Genomic DNA, 15,173 nt, shown 5'->3' on the forward strand with positions numbered 1-15,173 from the left:
GTGGATTCCCTGCGCCGAGTATCGGCTTGATTCGCGCGCAACGCAAAGCGCCTGGGTGTCGCTGTGCGCACCCACGGACGCTGTGCGCACCCACGGTGCGCACCCACAGGCCCACCGGCATAAAAAAAGAGCCGCGGTTTCCCGCGGCTCCTTCTGGTCGCTTCACAGCCGGAGGGCTGGAATCAGACCTGCATCGCCTTGGCAACTTCGGCGGCGTAGTCTTCCACCACCTTCTCGATGCCTTCGCCGACGACCAGCAGCTTGAAGCCTGCCACGTCGGCGCCAGCGGCCTTGACGACCTGCTCGACGCTGGTGTCGCCCAGCACGTAGGTCTGGCCGTACAGGGTCACGTCGCTGACGATCTTGTTGATCTTGCCAGCCATGATCTTTTCCAGGATTTCAGCCGGCTTGGCCTTGTCCTTGTCGGACATCTTGGCCAGCTCGATTTCCTTTTCCTTGGCGATGTACTCGGCCGGCACGTCGGCCGCCTTGTTGTGCGGCGGCTTCAGCGCAGCCACGTGCATCGCCAGGCCGCGGGCCAGTTCGACGTCGCCGCCGATCAGGTCGACCAGCACGCCAACCTTGCCGTTGGTGTGGACGTAGGCACCGATGTTGCCGGTGGTGTCGACCTTCACCATGCGGCGGATCTGGATGTTCTCACCCAGGGTCTGCACGGCGGTGGCGCGGGCTTCCTCGACGGTACGGCCGTCGGCCAGCTTGGCGGCCTTCACGGCTTCGACGTCGGTGGCGCCCGATGCCAGGGCGGCAGCGGCGACGGCGTCGACGAAGGTCTTGAAGTTGACGTCGTTGGCAACGAAGTCGGTTTCCGAGTTGATCTCGACCAGCACGGCCTTGCCGCCGTCCTGGGCCAGGCCCACGCGGCCTTCAGCGGCCACACGGTCAGCCTTCTTGTCGGCCTTGGCAGCGCCGGACTTGCGCATGGCTTCAGCAGCAGCGTCGATGTCGCCGTTGGCTTCGGTGAGAGCCTTCTTGCACTCCATCATGCCGGCGCCGGTGCGCTCGCGCAGTTCCTTGACCAGGGAAGCAGTGATTTCCACGGGATTACCTCACGAAAGAAAGGGGTTGGGCCGGCATGGTGGCCGGCCCGTGTGACACGGTCCTGTCACGCGCCAAGGGCTGCGCACAGGGAGGGTGGACGCCGGGCGTCCACCCCGGGGCCTGGATCAGGCCTGGGCGTCGTCGCCCTTCTTGGCAGCCTTCTTGGCCGGAGCGCGGCGGGCCGGCTTCTCTTCGCCTTCAGCAGCGGCTTCAGCGAACTCTTCCTCGCGCACCGAAGCGGCGTGCGGAGCAGCAGCCTTGCCTTCCAGCACGGCGTCGGCAGCGGCGCGGGCGTACAGCTGCACAGCGCGGATGGCGTCGTCGTTGCCCGGGATGGCGTAGTCCACCAGTTCCGGGTTGTAGTTGGTGTCGACCACGGCGATGACCGGGATGCCCAGCTTCTTGGCTTCCTTGATCGCGATGTCTTCGTGGCCGATGTCGATCACGAAGATGGCGTCCGGCAGGCGGTTCATGTCCTTGATGCCGCCCAGCGAGGCTTCCAGCTTGTCGCGCTCGCGACGCAGGCCCAGCACTTCGTGCTTGACCAGCTTCTCGAAGGTGCCGTCGGTTTCACCGGCTTCCAGTTCCTTCAGGCGGGCAACCGACTGCTTGACGGTGCGGAAGTTGGTCAGGGTGCCGCCCAGCCAACGCTGGTTCATGAACGGCATGCCGCAACGCTCGGCTTCTTCCTTGATGGTTTCGCGGGCGCTGCGCTTGGTGCCCAGGAACAGGACGGTGCCGCGCTTCTGGGCAACCGACGAGATGAAGTTCATCGCGTCGTTGAACAGCGGGACGGTCTTTTCCAGGTTGATGATGTGGATCTTGCCGCGGGCGCCGAAGATGTACGGAGCCATCTTCGGGTTCCAGTAGCGGGTCTGGTGGCCGAAGTGGACGCCGGCTTCCAGCATCTGACGCATGGTGACCTGGGGCATTGCAATACTCCTGATATGGAACCAGCGATTCCGCCCGCGGGATTAGGTATGCGGGACGCGTGGAAACGCGATCGGTTCCGGGGTTGGGCTTCCCTGTTGCCTCCGTGGCCGAACTCCTTGCGGAGCACCCCGGCACGGATGGGGGCAGCAGGTGTGGATTCACCGGTAACGTCCGGTGTGGACGGGTTCCCGCGCACGCAGGCAGCAGGAATCCGGTCGATTATAGCCCGCTGCGAGCACTCGCTGCAATTGCCGGGTCCGGCGCGGTCAGTTCGACCACGCGGCCGTCCTGCAGGCGGGCCTGGAAATGGCCGTCGGCGTAGCCTCCGGCCCGCGCCGGCAAGGGCCACAGGCGCTGCCGGCCCGGCAGCACGTAACCAGCCAGGCCGGCAATCACCGGGTGGCGCTGCCCCCCGGCATCGATGAACACCAGATCGGCCAGCTGCGCATGGCCATTGCCGGCATTGTAGAGCCACAACCGGGGCGGTTGTCCGGCCTCCGCCTGCAGTTTCACCTGGAGGGCGGCGGCCAGCGGTGCAGGCGGATCAAGGAACACCGGCAGCGAGTAGCGGATGGCGGATGCGGCCTGCGGGCCGGGCGTCGGGCTGATCACCAGCCGGTAGGCCTGCTGCGTGGCGACGGGCGCCGGACGCAACCGGACCACCCGCAGCCGTTGCCGCTGCCCCGCGCCGATCTGCAGCCGGCCCGGGCTGAGCGCGACCCCGTCTGCGGGCAGCAACCGTTCACCCGCGCCCTGCTGCTCCCAACGGTACAGCCGCGCCTCACCGCTCCAGGCCGCCGCCTCCGGATTGCGCAGCCACAGCTCGCCATCGGCCTGGGTGGCCGGCAGCCGCAGCCGGGTGCTGGACAGTTCCAGCGCCGCTAGGGTGTGCGCCGGCACCGCCAGCGCGAGCGCGAGACAGAGCCGGCGCAGCATCAGTAGGTCACCGTCACCGTGCGCTGTGCGGCCTCGTCCGCCGACAGTGCCGGCGACAACGCCTGGACCTGCGGCGGCACCGTTTCGGCGGCATCGCTGCGTTGCTGGGGCGGTGGCGCGGCGCGCGGGTCGGTGATCTGCAGGGTGATGGCCAGGCCAGCCTGCGCGGGCGCATCGGCCGCCTGCGCGGATGCGATGCACGATGACGCGGCGCAGGCCAGCGCGAGGAGGGAACGCAGGTGCATCATGGGCCGGTGGAAGGAGACGCTGGCGGTATCGGCCGCTGCGGTCCGATCTGAAGCACGCCAGGGCGCAGGCCGGCCGCTCAGTAGGTGATGGTGACCGTGACGGTGTCGGTGTAGGCGCCGGGCGGCGTGAGCGTTGCGCTGGTGGGGGCGACCCGTCCGTAGATGGTCAGGGTCTGCGCCGATCCGGTGCCGGTGCCGGGCACGGTGCTGGTGTTGAGCACGTTGCCCCAGCGCACGGTGCGCGCGGCGTCCTGGTACAGCTCGTACGGGACGGTGGCGCCGGTGCTGCCGATGCGCATGCGCCGGTTGCCACTGCCATCGGCATTGCTGCCGTTGTTCAGTCCCACCTGGAAGGGGCTGCGGTTGACGCAGGTCAGGCTGAACACGGCGGTGCGGTCGATGTTGGCCGTCACCGCGCCGGTGCTGATGCCGAAATCCATCGGTGCAGTCACATAGGTGCCACAGGCCGGGTTGACCGTGGCGTTGGCAACCACCGACATCGTCGCCGTGACCAGGCCGGAATTGCCGGTCACGGCGGGCGGGGCGGTCGTGCAGTTGGCCGGGTAGGCCGGGGTGCCCAGCACCGGCTCGTTGTAGGCGTACTGGAAGGTGGCGGCCAGGGTGCTGGTGAACGTGCCGGCCGACAGCACCTGGTTGGCGGGGTAGCGGCCATACAGGGTGACCGTGCCGGTGCCGGAGCCGCCCAGCGCGGGAACCGAGTACTGCATCTGGTACATGGCCCACGCGGGGCTGCTGGCGCTGCTGCTGCCAATCACGGTGGTACGGGTGGAATTGCTGTAGATCTGATAGTTGAGGCGGTCGCCGAAGGTATTGGCGAACGTGCGCGAGGGGGTGATGGTGGTGCCGCCGGTGCCGGCCGGCAGGCCCACGCAGAAGGTCACCCGGACATTGGCCAGCAGCGCGACTGCACCGGTGGTGCAGTTGATGGTGAAGGTGGTGGTGGTATCGACCTGGCCGTTGGACACCGGGCCGAACGACAGCGTGGGGCTGGTCAGCGAGCAGCTGGTGGCAGCCTGGGCCGGCAGTGCGAGGCTGCCCAGCCACAGCGCCAGCAACAGGCCGAGCACGCGGGTCATGGCTGCGGCTCCGGCAGGCAGCGCACCGGTGCAAGCCGACGCACGCCCGCCTCGGGCCGTTGTACCTGCACCCGGCAGCGGCCATGTTCGCTGTCGATGAGCAGCGTGGCCGCATCGGCGCTGAACTCCAGCCATGCCTGGCCATCGTGGCCCACCACGGTCGGCGTCACCCCGTCGCCCTGCACCCGGGCACCCAGCGGCAGCGGCTGGCCCTGGGCGTCGAGCAGGGTGGCCAGCGCGCCGCGCGACTGGCGCAGGGTGAAGTCCACGCGCATGCCTGCGCCCTGGCGCGGCGTGGCCAGGGTCTCCACCTGGTCGGCGCGCAGGTCGGCCGGCAGGCCCAGGGTGTCGATGGTCAGGCGGTTGCGCTGCCACGACAGCAGCGGGGTGACCAGCAGCAGGCCCTTGGCATCGGTCACGCCGATCGGCCGGTTCTCAAGCAGTACCGGCACGCCGGGGCGCCCGGTGGACACCACTGCGAACGCGTCCGGGACCTCGCGGGCGGCGAACACGCTGCCGGCCATCCAGACCAGGCTGCCGCTGGCATTGGCATAGGCGAAGGTCTGGCCACTGTCGCGCGAGACGCCGGCCGAGTAGCGGCCATGGGTGCCCAAGGCGCCGATTTCGGCCAGTCCGCCACCATCATCGCGGGCCTGCAGCCGCCAGCCCGGGCCGCCGCGGCCACCGTCGCCGGGCACCGGCCGCATCACCTCGGCGCTGGCGTAGTGGCGGTCGCCATTGCGCTGGGCCGACAGGCTGGCCTGGCGGTCTTCGCCCAGGCGGGTGCCCAGCGACAGGTAGACACTGCGATTGCGGCGCTGGTCGATGTCCTGGGTGGCAGACAGGTAGGCGTTCCAGCGGCCGAAGGCGCGCGACCAGAACAGGCTGAGGTAGCGGCTGCGGCTGAACGGCAGTGCCTGCGGCGGCGCCGGTTGTGGGGCGTCGAGCAGCGGCTGCGGCTGGTCCAGGCGCAGGTAGCTGATGCTGAACGACCCCAGCTGCTGCAGGTCGACGCCGAACGAGGCCTGCTCGCTGATCCGTGGCGGCACGCTGTCCTGCAGGCTGCCGAGGTCGCGGTAGTCGCCGTGGGTGCGGCGGCTGGCGAGATTGACGTTGAAGCGGCGGTTGTTCCAGTTGTAGCCCAGCCCGTACTGGCGCCCGCTGCGCGGACCGTCGCGGCTTTCGCTCCAGTTGGCACTGAGCACGCCGGCCTGACCGAGCAGCCAGGCGCCACCGAAGCCGGCATTGACGATTCCGCCGCCACCTTCGGCGTGGGCCTCGGCGGTGAAGCGGTTGCTCACGCCGCGGCGCAGGGTGGCGCTGGCCACGGTATCGGTGTCATAGCGGAACGAGCGGATGCCATAGTCACGGCGCAGGCGGCCAACGCCGGCCGACCAGTCCGACAGGCCTGCGGCGAGCAGCTGCTGGGTGCCGTAGAAGGCGAAATCCAGGGTCTGCATGCGGCCGAAGGCATCGGTGACCACGACCTGGGCGCTGCCGGTGCCGCTGATGCCGGGTTGCGCCGCCAGCTGGAACGGCCCCACCGGGACCTGGCCGCTGTACTGGCGCAGGCCGTCGATGTACAGCTCCACGCTGGACGGCACCACCGCTTCGCCAAGGAAGGCCGGCGTCGGTGTCAGGACACGGTAGGGTTGCAGGCCATAGTTGCGGCCGATCTGCACGCCGGCCATGCGCGCCGGGCGCGTCCACTCCAGGAAGCCACTGTAGAAGTCGCCCACGGTCAGGCTCAGGGCCTGATCAGGCAGGTCCAGCCGCCAGCTGGTGTCCAGCCGTACCGACTCCTGCCGCCAGCCTTCGCCGGGCAGCTGGTAGCTGCGCATCATCGCCGTGTTGCGCAGGCCGCCGTTGCCGAAGCCGAACACGCGCAGGTCACTGTTGAGGCTGACATTGCCCAGGCCGTTGCTGTGGCTGGCGTAGAGGTCGTAGTTGAGCGCCATGCCGGGCGATGCCTGGGCGACGGCGTCGGCTTCCGCGGTCCTGCCCAGCTGCGTGACCGGCAGCTGCAGCTGCTGCAGCGGCACCTGCAGATCCAGTACCTGCAGGCTGGCGTCGTAGTGCACCACCAGCTGCGCGATCTGGTCCAGGTAGACCGGCGCGTCTCCCTTCACCGGGAAGCCGAGCTGGCGCAGGGTCGCCGCCGGCGCCTGCAGACGCCCGGCCAGTTCATGGAACAGCAGCAGGCCACGCCGCGCCTGGTTCAGCGTGGTGTCCAGGTACAGCGCCTGCGGCGCGGTCAGCGGGGTCGGCGCCGGCAGCGATGCCTCGGCGGCGATATCGGCGCCCGGCGCGCTCAGGGCACGGCTGGCCGCGTGCGCGGAGACGGAAGCCAGGCCGGTGCAGCAGGCCAGCACGCAGGCCTCAGCGAGCCGGCGGCGTTGCAGGCAGGGGCGTAAGCTGCGACCCACCATTGATCCTCGCGCTGAAGGTGCCGCTGGCCAGGCCTGCCGGCGCCTGCGGCAGGGCCCAGCGCATGGTCTGCCCGGGCAGCACATAGCCGACCAGACCCGGCAGCAGGGGGGTGCTGCGCCCGCCGATGGCTACGGCGAGGTCGGCAATCTGGGCCTGGCCGTTGCCACGGTTGTGCACTTCCAGCGTGGCCGGGCCGGCATCTGCCGCGAGCAGCCGCGCCTGCAGCTGCGGCGCCGGTGCATCGCCTTCGGGCTGCACGAACAGGGGAATCGAGTAGCGCAGCACGAACTGCATGCCCTGCCGTGCCGGGTCGTAGGCCGGTATCTCATCGACGATCACCCGGAACGCCTGCTGCCCGGCCGCTGGGCCCGGGTCGGTACGGACCAGTCGTATCAGCTGGCGCTGGCCGGCGGCCAGCGACTGCATCGGGGGGCTGGGCAGCAGCGCATCGCTGGGTTCCAGCTGGTCGCGGCCGTCGACCTGTTGCCAGCGGTAGATGCGGACCTGCACCTGCACCGGCTCGGTACCGCTGTTGCTGATCCACAGCGCCTCGGCGTTCTGGCCGGGGCGCAGCTCGAACTGGGTCGGCGAAACCTGCAGGCTGGCCGCCAGGCAGACGGCCGGCAGCAGCGCGAACGCGCTCAACGCCAGCCGCAGCAACCGGCGCACAGGGGGCAGTGGCATCGGCACGCCCTCAGTAGGTGATGGTGGCGGTGATGGTGTCCTGGTAGGAACCGGGTGCGGCGTTGTTGACGCTGGGGTTGGCCACCTGCCCGTAGACCTGGTAGACCTGGTTGGCGCCGGTGCCGGTGCCGGCCACCGTGTTGGTGCCGGTGGTCGCGCCCCAGACCGTGTTGTGTCCGGAGTCCTGGTAGAGCTGGTAGCCGACGAAGTTGTTGGCGGTCACCGCCGAATCGGTATTGCGCATGCGCCGGGTGGTGACGTCGCCGGCCGTGGCCGGGTTGAGGCCGGCATTGAGCGCGATGGTGTAGGGCGTGGTGACGCTGCACTGCGCGGTGACCGTGCCCTGCGCGTTCAGCGGCGTGGTCGAGCTGGAATCGGCATTGCCGAAGTTGACGTTGGTGGCCGATGCCGCGGTGATCGTGCAGGCCTTGTTGATGGTCAGCAGCACGTTGAAGGTGACGGTATCGGCGGCGGAGGCGGGGCCTGCCACCAGCAGGGCCAGGGCCCAGGCCAGCGGGGAACGAACGGCGGATCGCATGGACAACCTCCCTGACCCGAAGGTCCGTTGAACAGAGCGAAGACAGCGCATTCAGCGCCGCATTTACGTCGGTGACCCCAGCTTAGGCAGCGCAAGTGTCTGTATTTCGTGAGAAAGAGGGAATCTAAAGGGTGGAGGTCATCACGCTTTCACTTTCCTTGCCGGAAGCGCGCATGGCCCGCAACGCCAGTTGGGTGGCGTTCGTTCAGATTGCGGCCGGATCGGCGATAATGGGTGCCATGAGCGTGAATCTGAAAACCCCGCAGGAAATCGAGATGATGCGTATCGCCGGCCGCCTGGCCAGCGAAGTGCTCGACATCGTCACCCCCCACGTCAAGCCCGGTGCCACCACCGAGGAACTGGACCGCATCTGCCACGACCACATCGTGAACGTGCAGGGCGCCATTCCGGCCAACGTCGGCTACCGCGGCTTCCCCAAGACCGTGTGCACCTCGGTCAACAATGTCATCTGCCACGGCATCCCCAGCGAAGGGAAGGTGCTCAAGGATGGCGACATCATCAACATCGACGTCACCGTCATCAAGGACGGCTGGCATGGCGACACCAGCCGGATGTACTTCGTCGGCACCCCGTCGGTGATGGCACGCCGCCTGGTGGAAACCACCTACGAGGCCATGTGGCGCGGCATCCGCGCGGTGCGCCCGGGCGCCACCCTGGGCGACATCGGCCATGCCATCCAGAGCTATGCCGAAGGCGAGCGTTTCAGCGTCGTGCGCGAGTACTGCGGCCACGGCATCGGCAAGGTCTACCACGACGAGCCGCAGGTAGTGCACTACGGCCGCCCGGGCCAGGGCCTGGTGCTGCAGCCGGGCATGACCTTCACCATCGAGCCGATGATCAACGAGGGCACCCGCTACAACAAGGTGCTGCCGGATGGCTGGACCGTGGTGACCAAGGACCGCAAGCTGTCGGCGCAGTGGGAGCACATGATCGCGGTCACCGAGACCGGCGTGGACGTGCTGACCCTGTCGCCAGGCGAGTCGCAGGTCTCCTGAAGATGCTGCCGGCGAGTTCGCTGCTGGACACGCCGGCCGCGTCGCTGAACGACCCGGACTGGGCTGCTGCCGCGCGCCAGGCGCTGCAGCAGGCCGACGCGCGCCTGTATCGCCGCTTCGACCAGGGCGACAACATCGAGCGCCTGCTGGCGCTGCGCGCGCGCGCCGCCGACCACCTGATCCGCTTGGCGTGGCAGCGCTGCCTGCCGGCCGACAGCGGCCTGTCGCTGTTCGCGGTCGGTGGCTATGGCCGCGGCGAACTGTTCCCGTGTTCTGACATCGACCTGCTGGTGTTCGGCGATCCGCCGGCGCAGCTGGCTCATGAGGCGGCACTGGCACGCCTGTTCGCACTGCTGTGGGACTGTGGGCTGGCGGTCAGCCATGCGGTGCGTTCGGCGCCGCAGTGCCGCGAGGCGGCGGCTGACCAGACCGTGCTGACCGCACTGATCGAGGCGCGCCCGATCCTGGCCGATGATGCCGCGCGCCGCGCGCTGCGCGAGGCCATCGACGACCGTGAGCTGTGGCCGGCGCGCACCTTTTTCCTGGCCAAACTGGAAGAGATGCGCAACCGCCACCAGCGCTTTGGCGATACCGCCGACAACCTGGAGCCGGACCTGAAGGATGGCCCGGGCGGCCTGCGCGATCTCAATACGCTGGGCTGGATGGCGCTGCGTGCATTTGGCGTGCGTGACCTGGATGCACTGGTCGGGCTGGGCCATCTGGGCGCTGACGAAGCTGCGGCGTTGAAGCGCGAACGTGCAGTGCTGGCGCGGTTGCGCTTCGGCCTGCATCTGGTCGCGCGTCGTCCGGAAGAGCGCCTGCGTTTCGATTACCAGAAGACCCTGGCCGCGCGCCTGGGCTTCGAAGACGATGCCGAGAACCTCGGCGTCGAGAAAATGATGCAGGGCTTCTACCGCGCCGCGCTGGTGGTGCGCCGGATCAGCGACCGCCTGCTGCAGCGCTTCGAGGAACAGTTTGATGGCGAGGCCCAGCCGGAACCGTTGACCGTGGGTTTTTCCCTGCGCCGTGGCTACCTGGCTGCCAACGAGGCCGACTGGCCGCGTGGCGACATCGGCCAGGTGTTTGCACTGTTTTCCAGTTGGGCCAACAACCCGCAGGTGCGCGGCCTGCACTCGCTGACCGCGCGTGCGCTGGCCGAGTCGCTGCCGCTGCTGCCGGCCCATGACCAGGCCGACACCGATGCGCGCGAGCAGTTCCTGGGCCTGCTGCGCGGCCAGCGTCCGGTTGATACGCTTTCGCGCATGGCGCGGCTGGGCGTGCTTGGCCAGTGGATTCCCGCCTTCGCCCAGGTCAGCGGGCGCATGCAGTTCGACCTGTTCCATGTCTACACGGTCGACCAGCACACGCTGATGGTCCTGCGCAACATCGGCCAGTTTGCCAGCAGCCGCGCCGACGAACGCTTTTCGATCGCGCACGAAGTGTGGCCGCGCCTGCGCAAGCCGGAGCTGCTGCTGCTGGCCGGCCTGTTCCATGACATCGCCAAGGGCCGTGGTGGCGATCACTCGGAGCTGGGGGCGGTGGACGCGCGTGCGTTCTGCCAGGCGCATGCGCTCAGTGGCACCGATACCGAGCTGGTGGCATGGCTGGTCGAACAGCACCTGCGCATGTCGGTGACCGCGCAGAAGCAGGACATCGCCGATCCGGTGGTGATCCATCGCTTCGCCACCCTGGTCGGCAGCCGCGACCGCCTGGACTACCTGTACCTGCTGACCTGTGCCGATATCGCTGGCACCAGCCCGAAACTGTGGAATGCCTGGAAGGATCGACTGCTGGCCGATCTGTACTTCGCCACCCGGCGCGCGCTGCGCGAGGGCCTGGAGCACCCGGTACCGGCTGCCGAGCGCGTGGCCGAGGCGCGTGACAGCGTACGCGCGCTGGTGCGCGAGCAGGGCTACGACGATGCCACCATCGACCGTCAGTTCGCGGTGATGCCTGATGAGGGCTTCATCCGCCTGCGCCCGGAGCAGCTGGCCTGGCAGGCCGCCGCACTGGTACCGGTGAAGCAGGGCCAGGCGCTGGTGAAGGTACGCCGGATCAGCGTCGACGACCCGGCGCTGGAAGTGTTCGTGCATTCGCCCGACCGCGACGGCCTGTTCGCCGCGATCGTGATGACCTTGGACCGCAAGGGCTACGGCATCCATCGCGCACGCGTGCTGGACGGTCCGGCCGACACCATCTTCGATACCTTCGAGGTGAACCCGGCCGACACCTTCGCCGACGGCAGCAGCGCCAACCTGGAAACGGCCCTGCGCGAGGCACTCAGCGGTGACCTGTCGCGCCTGCGGCCGTCACGCCGGGTGGTGCCGCGGCAGCTGCGGCACTTCCGCTTCGCCCCGCGCATCGAGTTCCGCGATGAGCCGGGCGCAACCCGATTCGCCCTGGTCGCACCCGACCGCCCCGGCCTGCTGGCCGACGTGGCGTTCGTGCTGCGCAACCAGGGCCTGCGCGTGCATGATGCGCGCATTGCCACGTTCGGCGAACGCGCCGAAGACACCTTCGTGATCAGTGACGAACACGACCTCCCCCTGACTGAACCTGCCCGGCAGCAGCTGCATGACGCGATGCTGGCCTGCCTGGACCCTGATCGAAACGCCGGAGACCCCGCCTGATGGCCACCAAGCCCGCCAAGAAGACCGCCGCGACCCCGAAGAGCGCAGCGGCCCGGAAACCTGCTGCCGCCGCACCGGCCGCGAAGAAGACCCCTGCGCCGAAGAAGGCCGCTGCAGTGAAGGCCCCGGCGAAGAAAACGGCTGCAGTGAAGCGTGCTGTGAAGAAGCCGGCGCCGGCCAGGAGCGCCGAAGCGGTCCGCGCCGAAACCATCGCGCGCAAATCGCTGCGCAAGCCGTCGGCACCGGGCGTGGAAGAGCTGAAGTTCGGCATCGAGAGCGCCTTCGAGCGCCGTGCCACCTTGACCCTGCACGAGCTGGAAGGCTCGACCAAGCCGCTGGTCAATCGCGTGATCGATGGCCTGGAGAGTGGTGAGTTCCGCGTCGCCGAGCCGGATGGCCAAGGCGGCTGGAAGGTCAACGAGTGGCTGAAGAAGGCGGTGCTGCTGTACTTCCGCGTCAATGACATGGCGGTGGTCGACGCCCGTCCGGCGCCGTTCTGGGACAAGGTCGAGTCGCGCTTCGCAGGCTATGACGAAGCGAAGTTCCGTCGTGGCGGCGTGCGCGTGGTGCCGGGCGCGATCGCCCGCCGCGGTACCTACTTCGGCAAGGACGTGGTGCTGATGCCGAGCTTCACCAACATCGGCGCCTACGTCGGCGAAGGCACCATGGTCGACACCTGGGCCACCGTCGGTTCCTGCGCGCAGATCGGCCAGCACTGCCACCTGTCCGGCGGCGCCGGCATCGGCGGCGTGCTGGAACCGCTGCAGGCCAGCCCGACCATCATCGAGGACCACTGCTTCATCGGCGCGCGCTCCGAAGTGGTGGAGGGCGTGGTGGTCGGCCATCACAGCGTGATCGGCATGGGCGTGTTCCTCAGCCAGAGCACCCGCATCTACAACCGTGCCACCGGCGAGATCACCTACGGCTACATCCCGCCGTACAGCGTGGTGGTGTCCGGCTCGCTGCCGAGCAAGGACGGCACCCACTCGTTGTATTGCGCGGTGATCGTCAAGCAGGTCGATGCCAAGACCCGCAGCAAGACCAGCGTCAACGACCTGCTGCGCGGCCTGGCCGACTGAAGATGGCGGCACCGGCGGATCTGGCGCAGTCCGCGATCTACCAGCATCCGTCCGGCACCGTGCTCGGTCGGATGCTGCCGCGCCTGCTGCACGCTCCGCGCTGGACCCGGTTGCGCCGCGGGTTGTTGCGGCGCTGGCCGATGCCGGGGCTGGTCAGCGATGTGGTGGACGTGGTCTACGTGAGCTGGTGGGTCGACGTGCGCCACGCGCCGACGCCACCACCGGGCCATCATTACGTGGTCCATGCCGGACGCACGCCTTACACCATCCTCAGCTACCAGCACGGGCACTTCGGGCCCGCGCTGGCGGGGCTGCTGCGCTCCCTGATGCCGTCTCCCAGGCAGAGCAACTGGCGCTGGTACCTGCGTCGTGACGACGATCCGGACGGGACGCCGGTGGTGCTGTTCGATCGCAACGTGATGGACCAGCTGGCCTTCGTCGCCGGCGCGCGCGCCTTCAGCGATGCCATGCAGCCACATCTGCCTGTGCGCTTCGCGCATGTGCTGGATGCCGAAGGCAGTGGCTATACGCGGATCGAGGGCGGGCAGGGCAGTGCGCCAGCACTTCACCTGCAGTGGCAGGCTGCTGCAGGCTGGGACGCGGGGGCGTGGACGGCTTCCTTCGGCGGCCATCAAACCCTGCTGCGCTTCCTGACCTGCCAGGACGAGGCCATCGCCCGTACCTGCGACCAGCGCTGGGCCAGCACCCGCATCGCGCTGCCGGTGGACATCGCGCAGCTGCAACCGCTGCAGCTGGAAGGCGAGCTGCATTGCCCGCGGTTGCAGGCGATGGGCGTGAACCTGGCCGATGGACTGGCGTTCCGCCTGCCAGCGGTTCCGTTCCGGGTCGTGTCAGAGCGCCTGTTGTGAGATTCTGGCTGTCTGTTTTCCAGCATCACAGATGGCCATGAGCACCACTGTCTACGGTTTGAAGAACTGCGATACCTGCAAGAAGGCGACCAAGTGGCTGGACCGCTTCGGCGTGCCGTACACCTTCGTCGACTACCGCGACAACACGCCCAGCCCGGAAACGCTGCTGGCGTGGGCGGCGCAGCTGGGTGGCCTGGCCGCGATGGTCAACAAGTCCTCCACCACCTGGCGGCAGCTGCCGGACAACCGCAAGGCCGCCGACTCCGAGGCCGAATGGAAGCTGCTGCTGCGCGAGTACCCGCAACTGATCAAGCGCCCGCTGGTGGTCACCGCCGACGGCACGGTCAGCCAGGGTTTCAGTGACAACGGCTTCAAGGCCCGCTTCGGCGTGGGTGACGCATGAGCGCGGTCCTCGACCTGACCTGCGAGCTGATCGCACGGCCCTCGGTGACGCCGGAGGATGCCGGTTGCCAGGCGCTGCTGGCAGCCCGCCTGCAGCAGGCCGGGTTCCAGTGCGACCACCTGCGGCTGGGTGAGGTCGACAACCTGTGGGCGACCCACGGCCAGGGCGCGCCGGTACTGGTGTTGCTGGGCCATACCGACGTGGTGCCGGCGGGCCCGCGCGAGGCCTGGACCAGCGACCCGTTCGCGCCGCAGATCCGTGATGGCGTGCTGTACGGCCGTGGTACCGCCGACATGAAGGGCAGCGTGGCGGCGTTCGTGGTGGCCGCCGAGCAGTTCGTCGCCGCACATCCCGATCACCCCGGCACGCTGGCGGTGCTGCTGACCAGCGACGAGGAGGGCGATGCCATCGATGGCGTGCGCCACGTCGCACGGCTGTTCGCCGAGCGCGGCCAGCGCATCGACTGGTGCATCACCGGCGAGCCGTCGTCGACCGCGACGCTGGGTGACCTGCTGCGCGTAGGTCGCCGTGGCAGCCTGTCGGCCAAGCTGCGCGTGCAGGGCGTGCAGGGCCACGTGGCGTATCCGGAGAAGGCACGCAACCCGATCCACCAGGCGGCGCCAGCCTTGGCCGAGCTGAGTGCACGGCGCTGGGATGACGGCTACGAGAGTTTCCCGCCGACCAGCCTGCAGATCTCCAACATCCATGCCGGGACCGGTGCCAACAATGTGATTCCCGGCGAGCTGGAGGTGGATTTCAACATCCGCTACAACCCGCACTGGGATGCACCGAAGCTGGAAGCGGAGATCACCGCGCTGCTGGATCGGCATGGCCTGCAGTACACGCTGAAGTGGCATCGCAGCGGCGAGCCGTTCTACACCCCGGAAGGCACGTTGCGCGCCACCGCGCGTGCGGTGCTGGCCGAGCACATCGGCCGTGCGCCGGAAGAAAGCACCGGCGGCGGCACGTCCGATGCACGCTTCATCGCGCCGTTGGGCGCGCATTGCATCGAAGTGGGGCCGGTCAACGCCAGCATCCACCAGGTGGACGAGAACGTGCGCGTGGACGATCTGGAGGCGTTGCCAGGGCTGTACCAGCGGCTGGTGGAACGGCTGCTGGCGTGAGGTTGGTGGGTGCCGACCGTTGGTCGGCACACCGCCCGCCGGCACTGCTCCCTGAAAGAATGAAGAACGGCGGCCTGATCGCTTTTTCCCAGTAGCTGGGCGCCGCCATGCAGAAGTGCTGAGCTTC

General features: G+C 68.6%; 14 protein-coding genes. 6 read left to right on the plus strand and 8 right to left on the minus strand.

What is annotated here, in order from left to right:
- Positions 1 to 182 precede the first annotated feature (182 nt).
- The 8 genes from tsf to ACYKG1_RS06940 form a co-directional block, all read right to left on the minus strand.
- The gene (gene tsf, locus ACYKG1_RS06905) at positions 183 to 1,058 is read right to left on the minus strand and encodes a translation elongation factor Ts (protein WP_262226467.1); all 876 of its coding nucleotides are present in this window, start codon (positions 1,056 to 1,058) and stop codon (positions 183 to 185) included.
- Positions 1,059 to 1,184: 126 nt separating this feature from the next.
- A complete protein-coding gene (rpsB, locus tag ACYKG1_RS06910; RefSeq protein ID WP_005408748.1) occupies positions 1,185 to 1,991 on the minus strand; it encodes a 30S ribosomal protein S2 in 807 nt (268 codons plus the stop codon).
- A 220-nt stretch (positions 1,992 to 2,211) separates the two neighbouring features.
- The gene (locus ACYKG1_RS06915; protein ID WP_262084504.1) at positions 2,212 to 2,928 is read right to left on the minus strand and encodes a fimbrial biogenesis chaperone; all 717 of its coding nucleotides are present in this window, start codon (positions 2,926 to 2,928) and stop codon (positions 2,212 to 2,214) included.
- On the minus strand, positions 2,928 to 3,173 hold the full coding sequence (locus ACYKG1_RS06920) for a hypothetical protein (RefSeq protein WP_262226468.1): 246 nt from the start codon (positions 3,171 to 3,173) through the stop codon (positions 2,928 to 2,930). Before ACYKG1_RS06920 ends, ACYKG1_RS06915 begins: the two co-directional genes overlap by 1 nt.
- Positions 3,174 to 3,253: 80 nt before the next feature.
- Complete coding sequence (locus ACYKG1_RS06925; protein ID WP_262084503.1) at positions 3,254 to 4,273, minus strand: Csu type fimbrial protein; 1,020 nt, start codon at positions 4,271 to 4,273, stop codon at positions 3,254 to 3,256.
- Positions 4,270 to 6,702 (minus strand): fimbria/pilus outer membrane usher protein, encoded by a 2,433-nt coding sequence (locus ACYKG1_RS06930; protein WP_478472219.1) that lies wholly within the window; start codon positions 6,700 to 6,702, stop codon positions 4,270 to 4,272. The genes ACYKG1_RS06925 and ACYKG1_RS06930 overlap by 4 nt, the downstream gene beginning before the upstream one ends.
- The gene (locus ACYKG1_RS06935) at positions 6,653 to 7,393 is read right to left on the minus strand and encodes a fimbrial biogenesis chaperone (RefSeq protein WP_430541809.1); all 741 of its coding nucleotides are present in this window, start codon (positions 7,391 to 7,393) and stop codon (positions 6,653 to 6,655) included. The genes ACYKG1_RS06930 and ACYKG1_RS06935 overlap by 50 nt, the downstream gene beginning before the upstream one ends.
- A 4-nt stretch (positions 7,394 to 7,397) precedes the next feature.
- On the minus strand, positions 7,398 to 7,925 hold the full coding sequence (locus tag ACYKG1_RS06940; RefSeq protein WP_100471765.1) for a Csu type fimbrial protein: 528 nt from the start codon (positions 7,923 to 7,925) through the stop codon (positions 7,398 to 7,400).
- Between the two features lie 173 nt (positions 7,926 to 8,098).
- On the opposite strand from ACYKG1_RS06940, the gene map reads away from it, so the two are divergent.
- Genes map through dapE form a run of 6 tightly spaced genes read left to right on the plus strand, consistent with a single transcriptional unit; the run spans position 8,099 to position 15,046 of the window.
- Positions 8,099 to 8,941, plus strand: coding sequence for a type I methionyl aminopeptidase (map, locus tag ACYKG1_RS06945; RefSeq protein WP_430541810.1), 843 nt, complete (start codon positions 8,099 to 8,101; stop codon positions 8,939 to 8,941).
- Positions 8,942 to 8,961: 20 nt separating this feature from the next.
- Positions 8,962 to 11,571 (plus strand): [protein-PII] uridylyltransferase, encoded by a 2,610-nt coding sequence (locus ACYKG1_RS06950; protein ID WP_478472715.1) that lies wholly within the window; start codon positions 8,962 to 8,964, stop codon positions 11,569 to 11,571.
- Positions 11,571 to 12,650 (plus strand): 2,3,4,5-tetrahydropyridine-2,6-dicarboxylate N-succinyltransferase, encoded by a 1,080-nt coding sequence (dapD, locus tag ACYKG1_RS06955; protein ID WP_100471767.1) that lies wholly within the window; start codon positions 11,571 to 11,573, stop codon positions 12,648 to 12,650. The genes ACYKG1_RS06950 and dapD overlap by 1 nt, the downstream gene beginning before the upstream one ends.
- Positions 12,651 to 12,652: 2 nt before the next feature.
- Positions 12,653 to 13,519, plus strand: a complete 867-nt coding sequence (locus tag ACYKG1_RS06960) for a hypothetical protein (RefSeq protein WP_262084499.1) — start codon at positions 12,653 to 12,655, stop codon at positions 13,517 to 13,519.
- A 31-nt stretch (positions 13,520 to 13,550) separates the two neighbouring features.
- Positions 13,551 to 13,922, plus strand: a complete 372-nt coding sequence (locus tag ACYKG1_RS06965; protein WP_262226474.1) for an arsenate reductase — start codon at positions 13,551 to 13,553, stop codon at positions 13,920 to 13,922.
- Positions 13,919 to 15,046, plus strand: coding sequence for a succinyl-diaminopimelate desuccinylase (gene dapE, locus ACYKG1_RS06970; protein WP_478472221.1), 1,128 nt, complete (start codon positions 13,919 to 13,921; stop codon positions 15,044 to 15,046). Before ACYKG1_RS06965 ends, dapE begins: the two co-directional genes overlap by 4 nt.
- Positions 15,047 to 15,173 lie beyond the last annotated feature (127 nt).

The organism is Stenotrophomonas sp. 85239_Sma, from assembly GCF_056481725.1.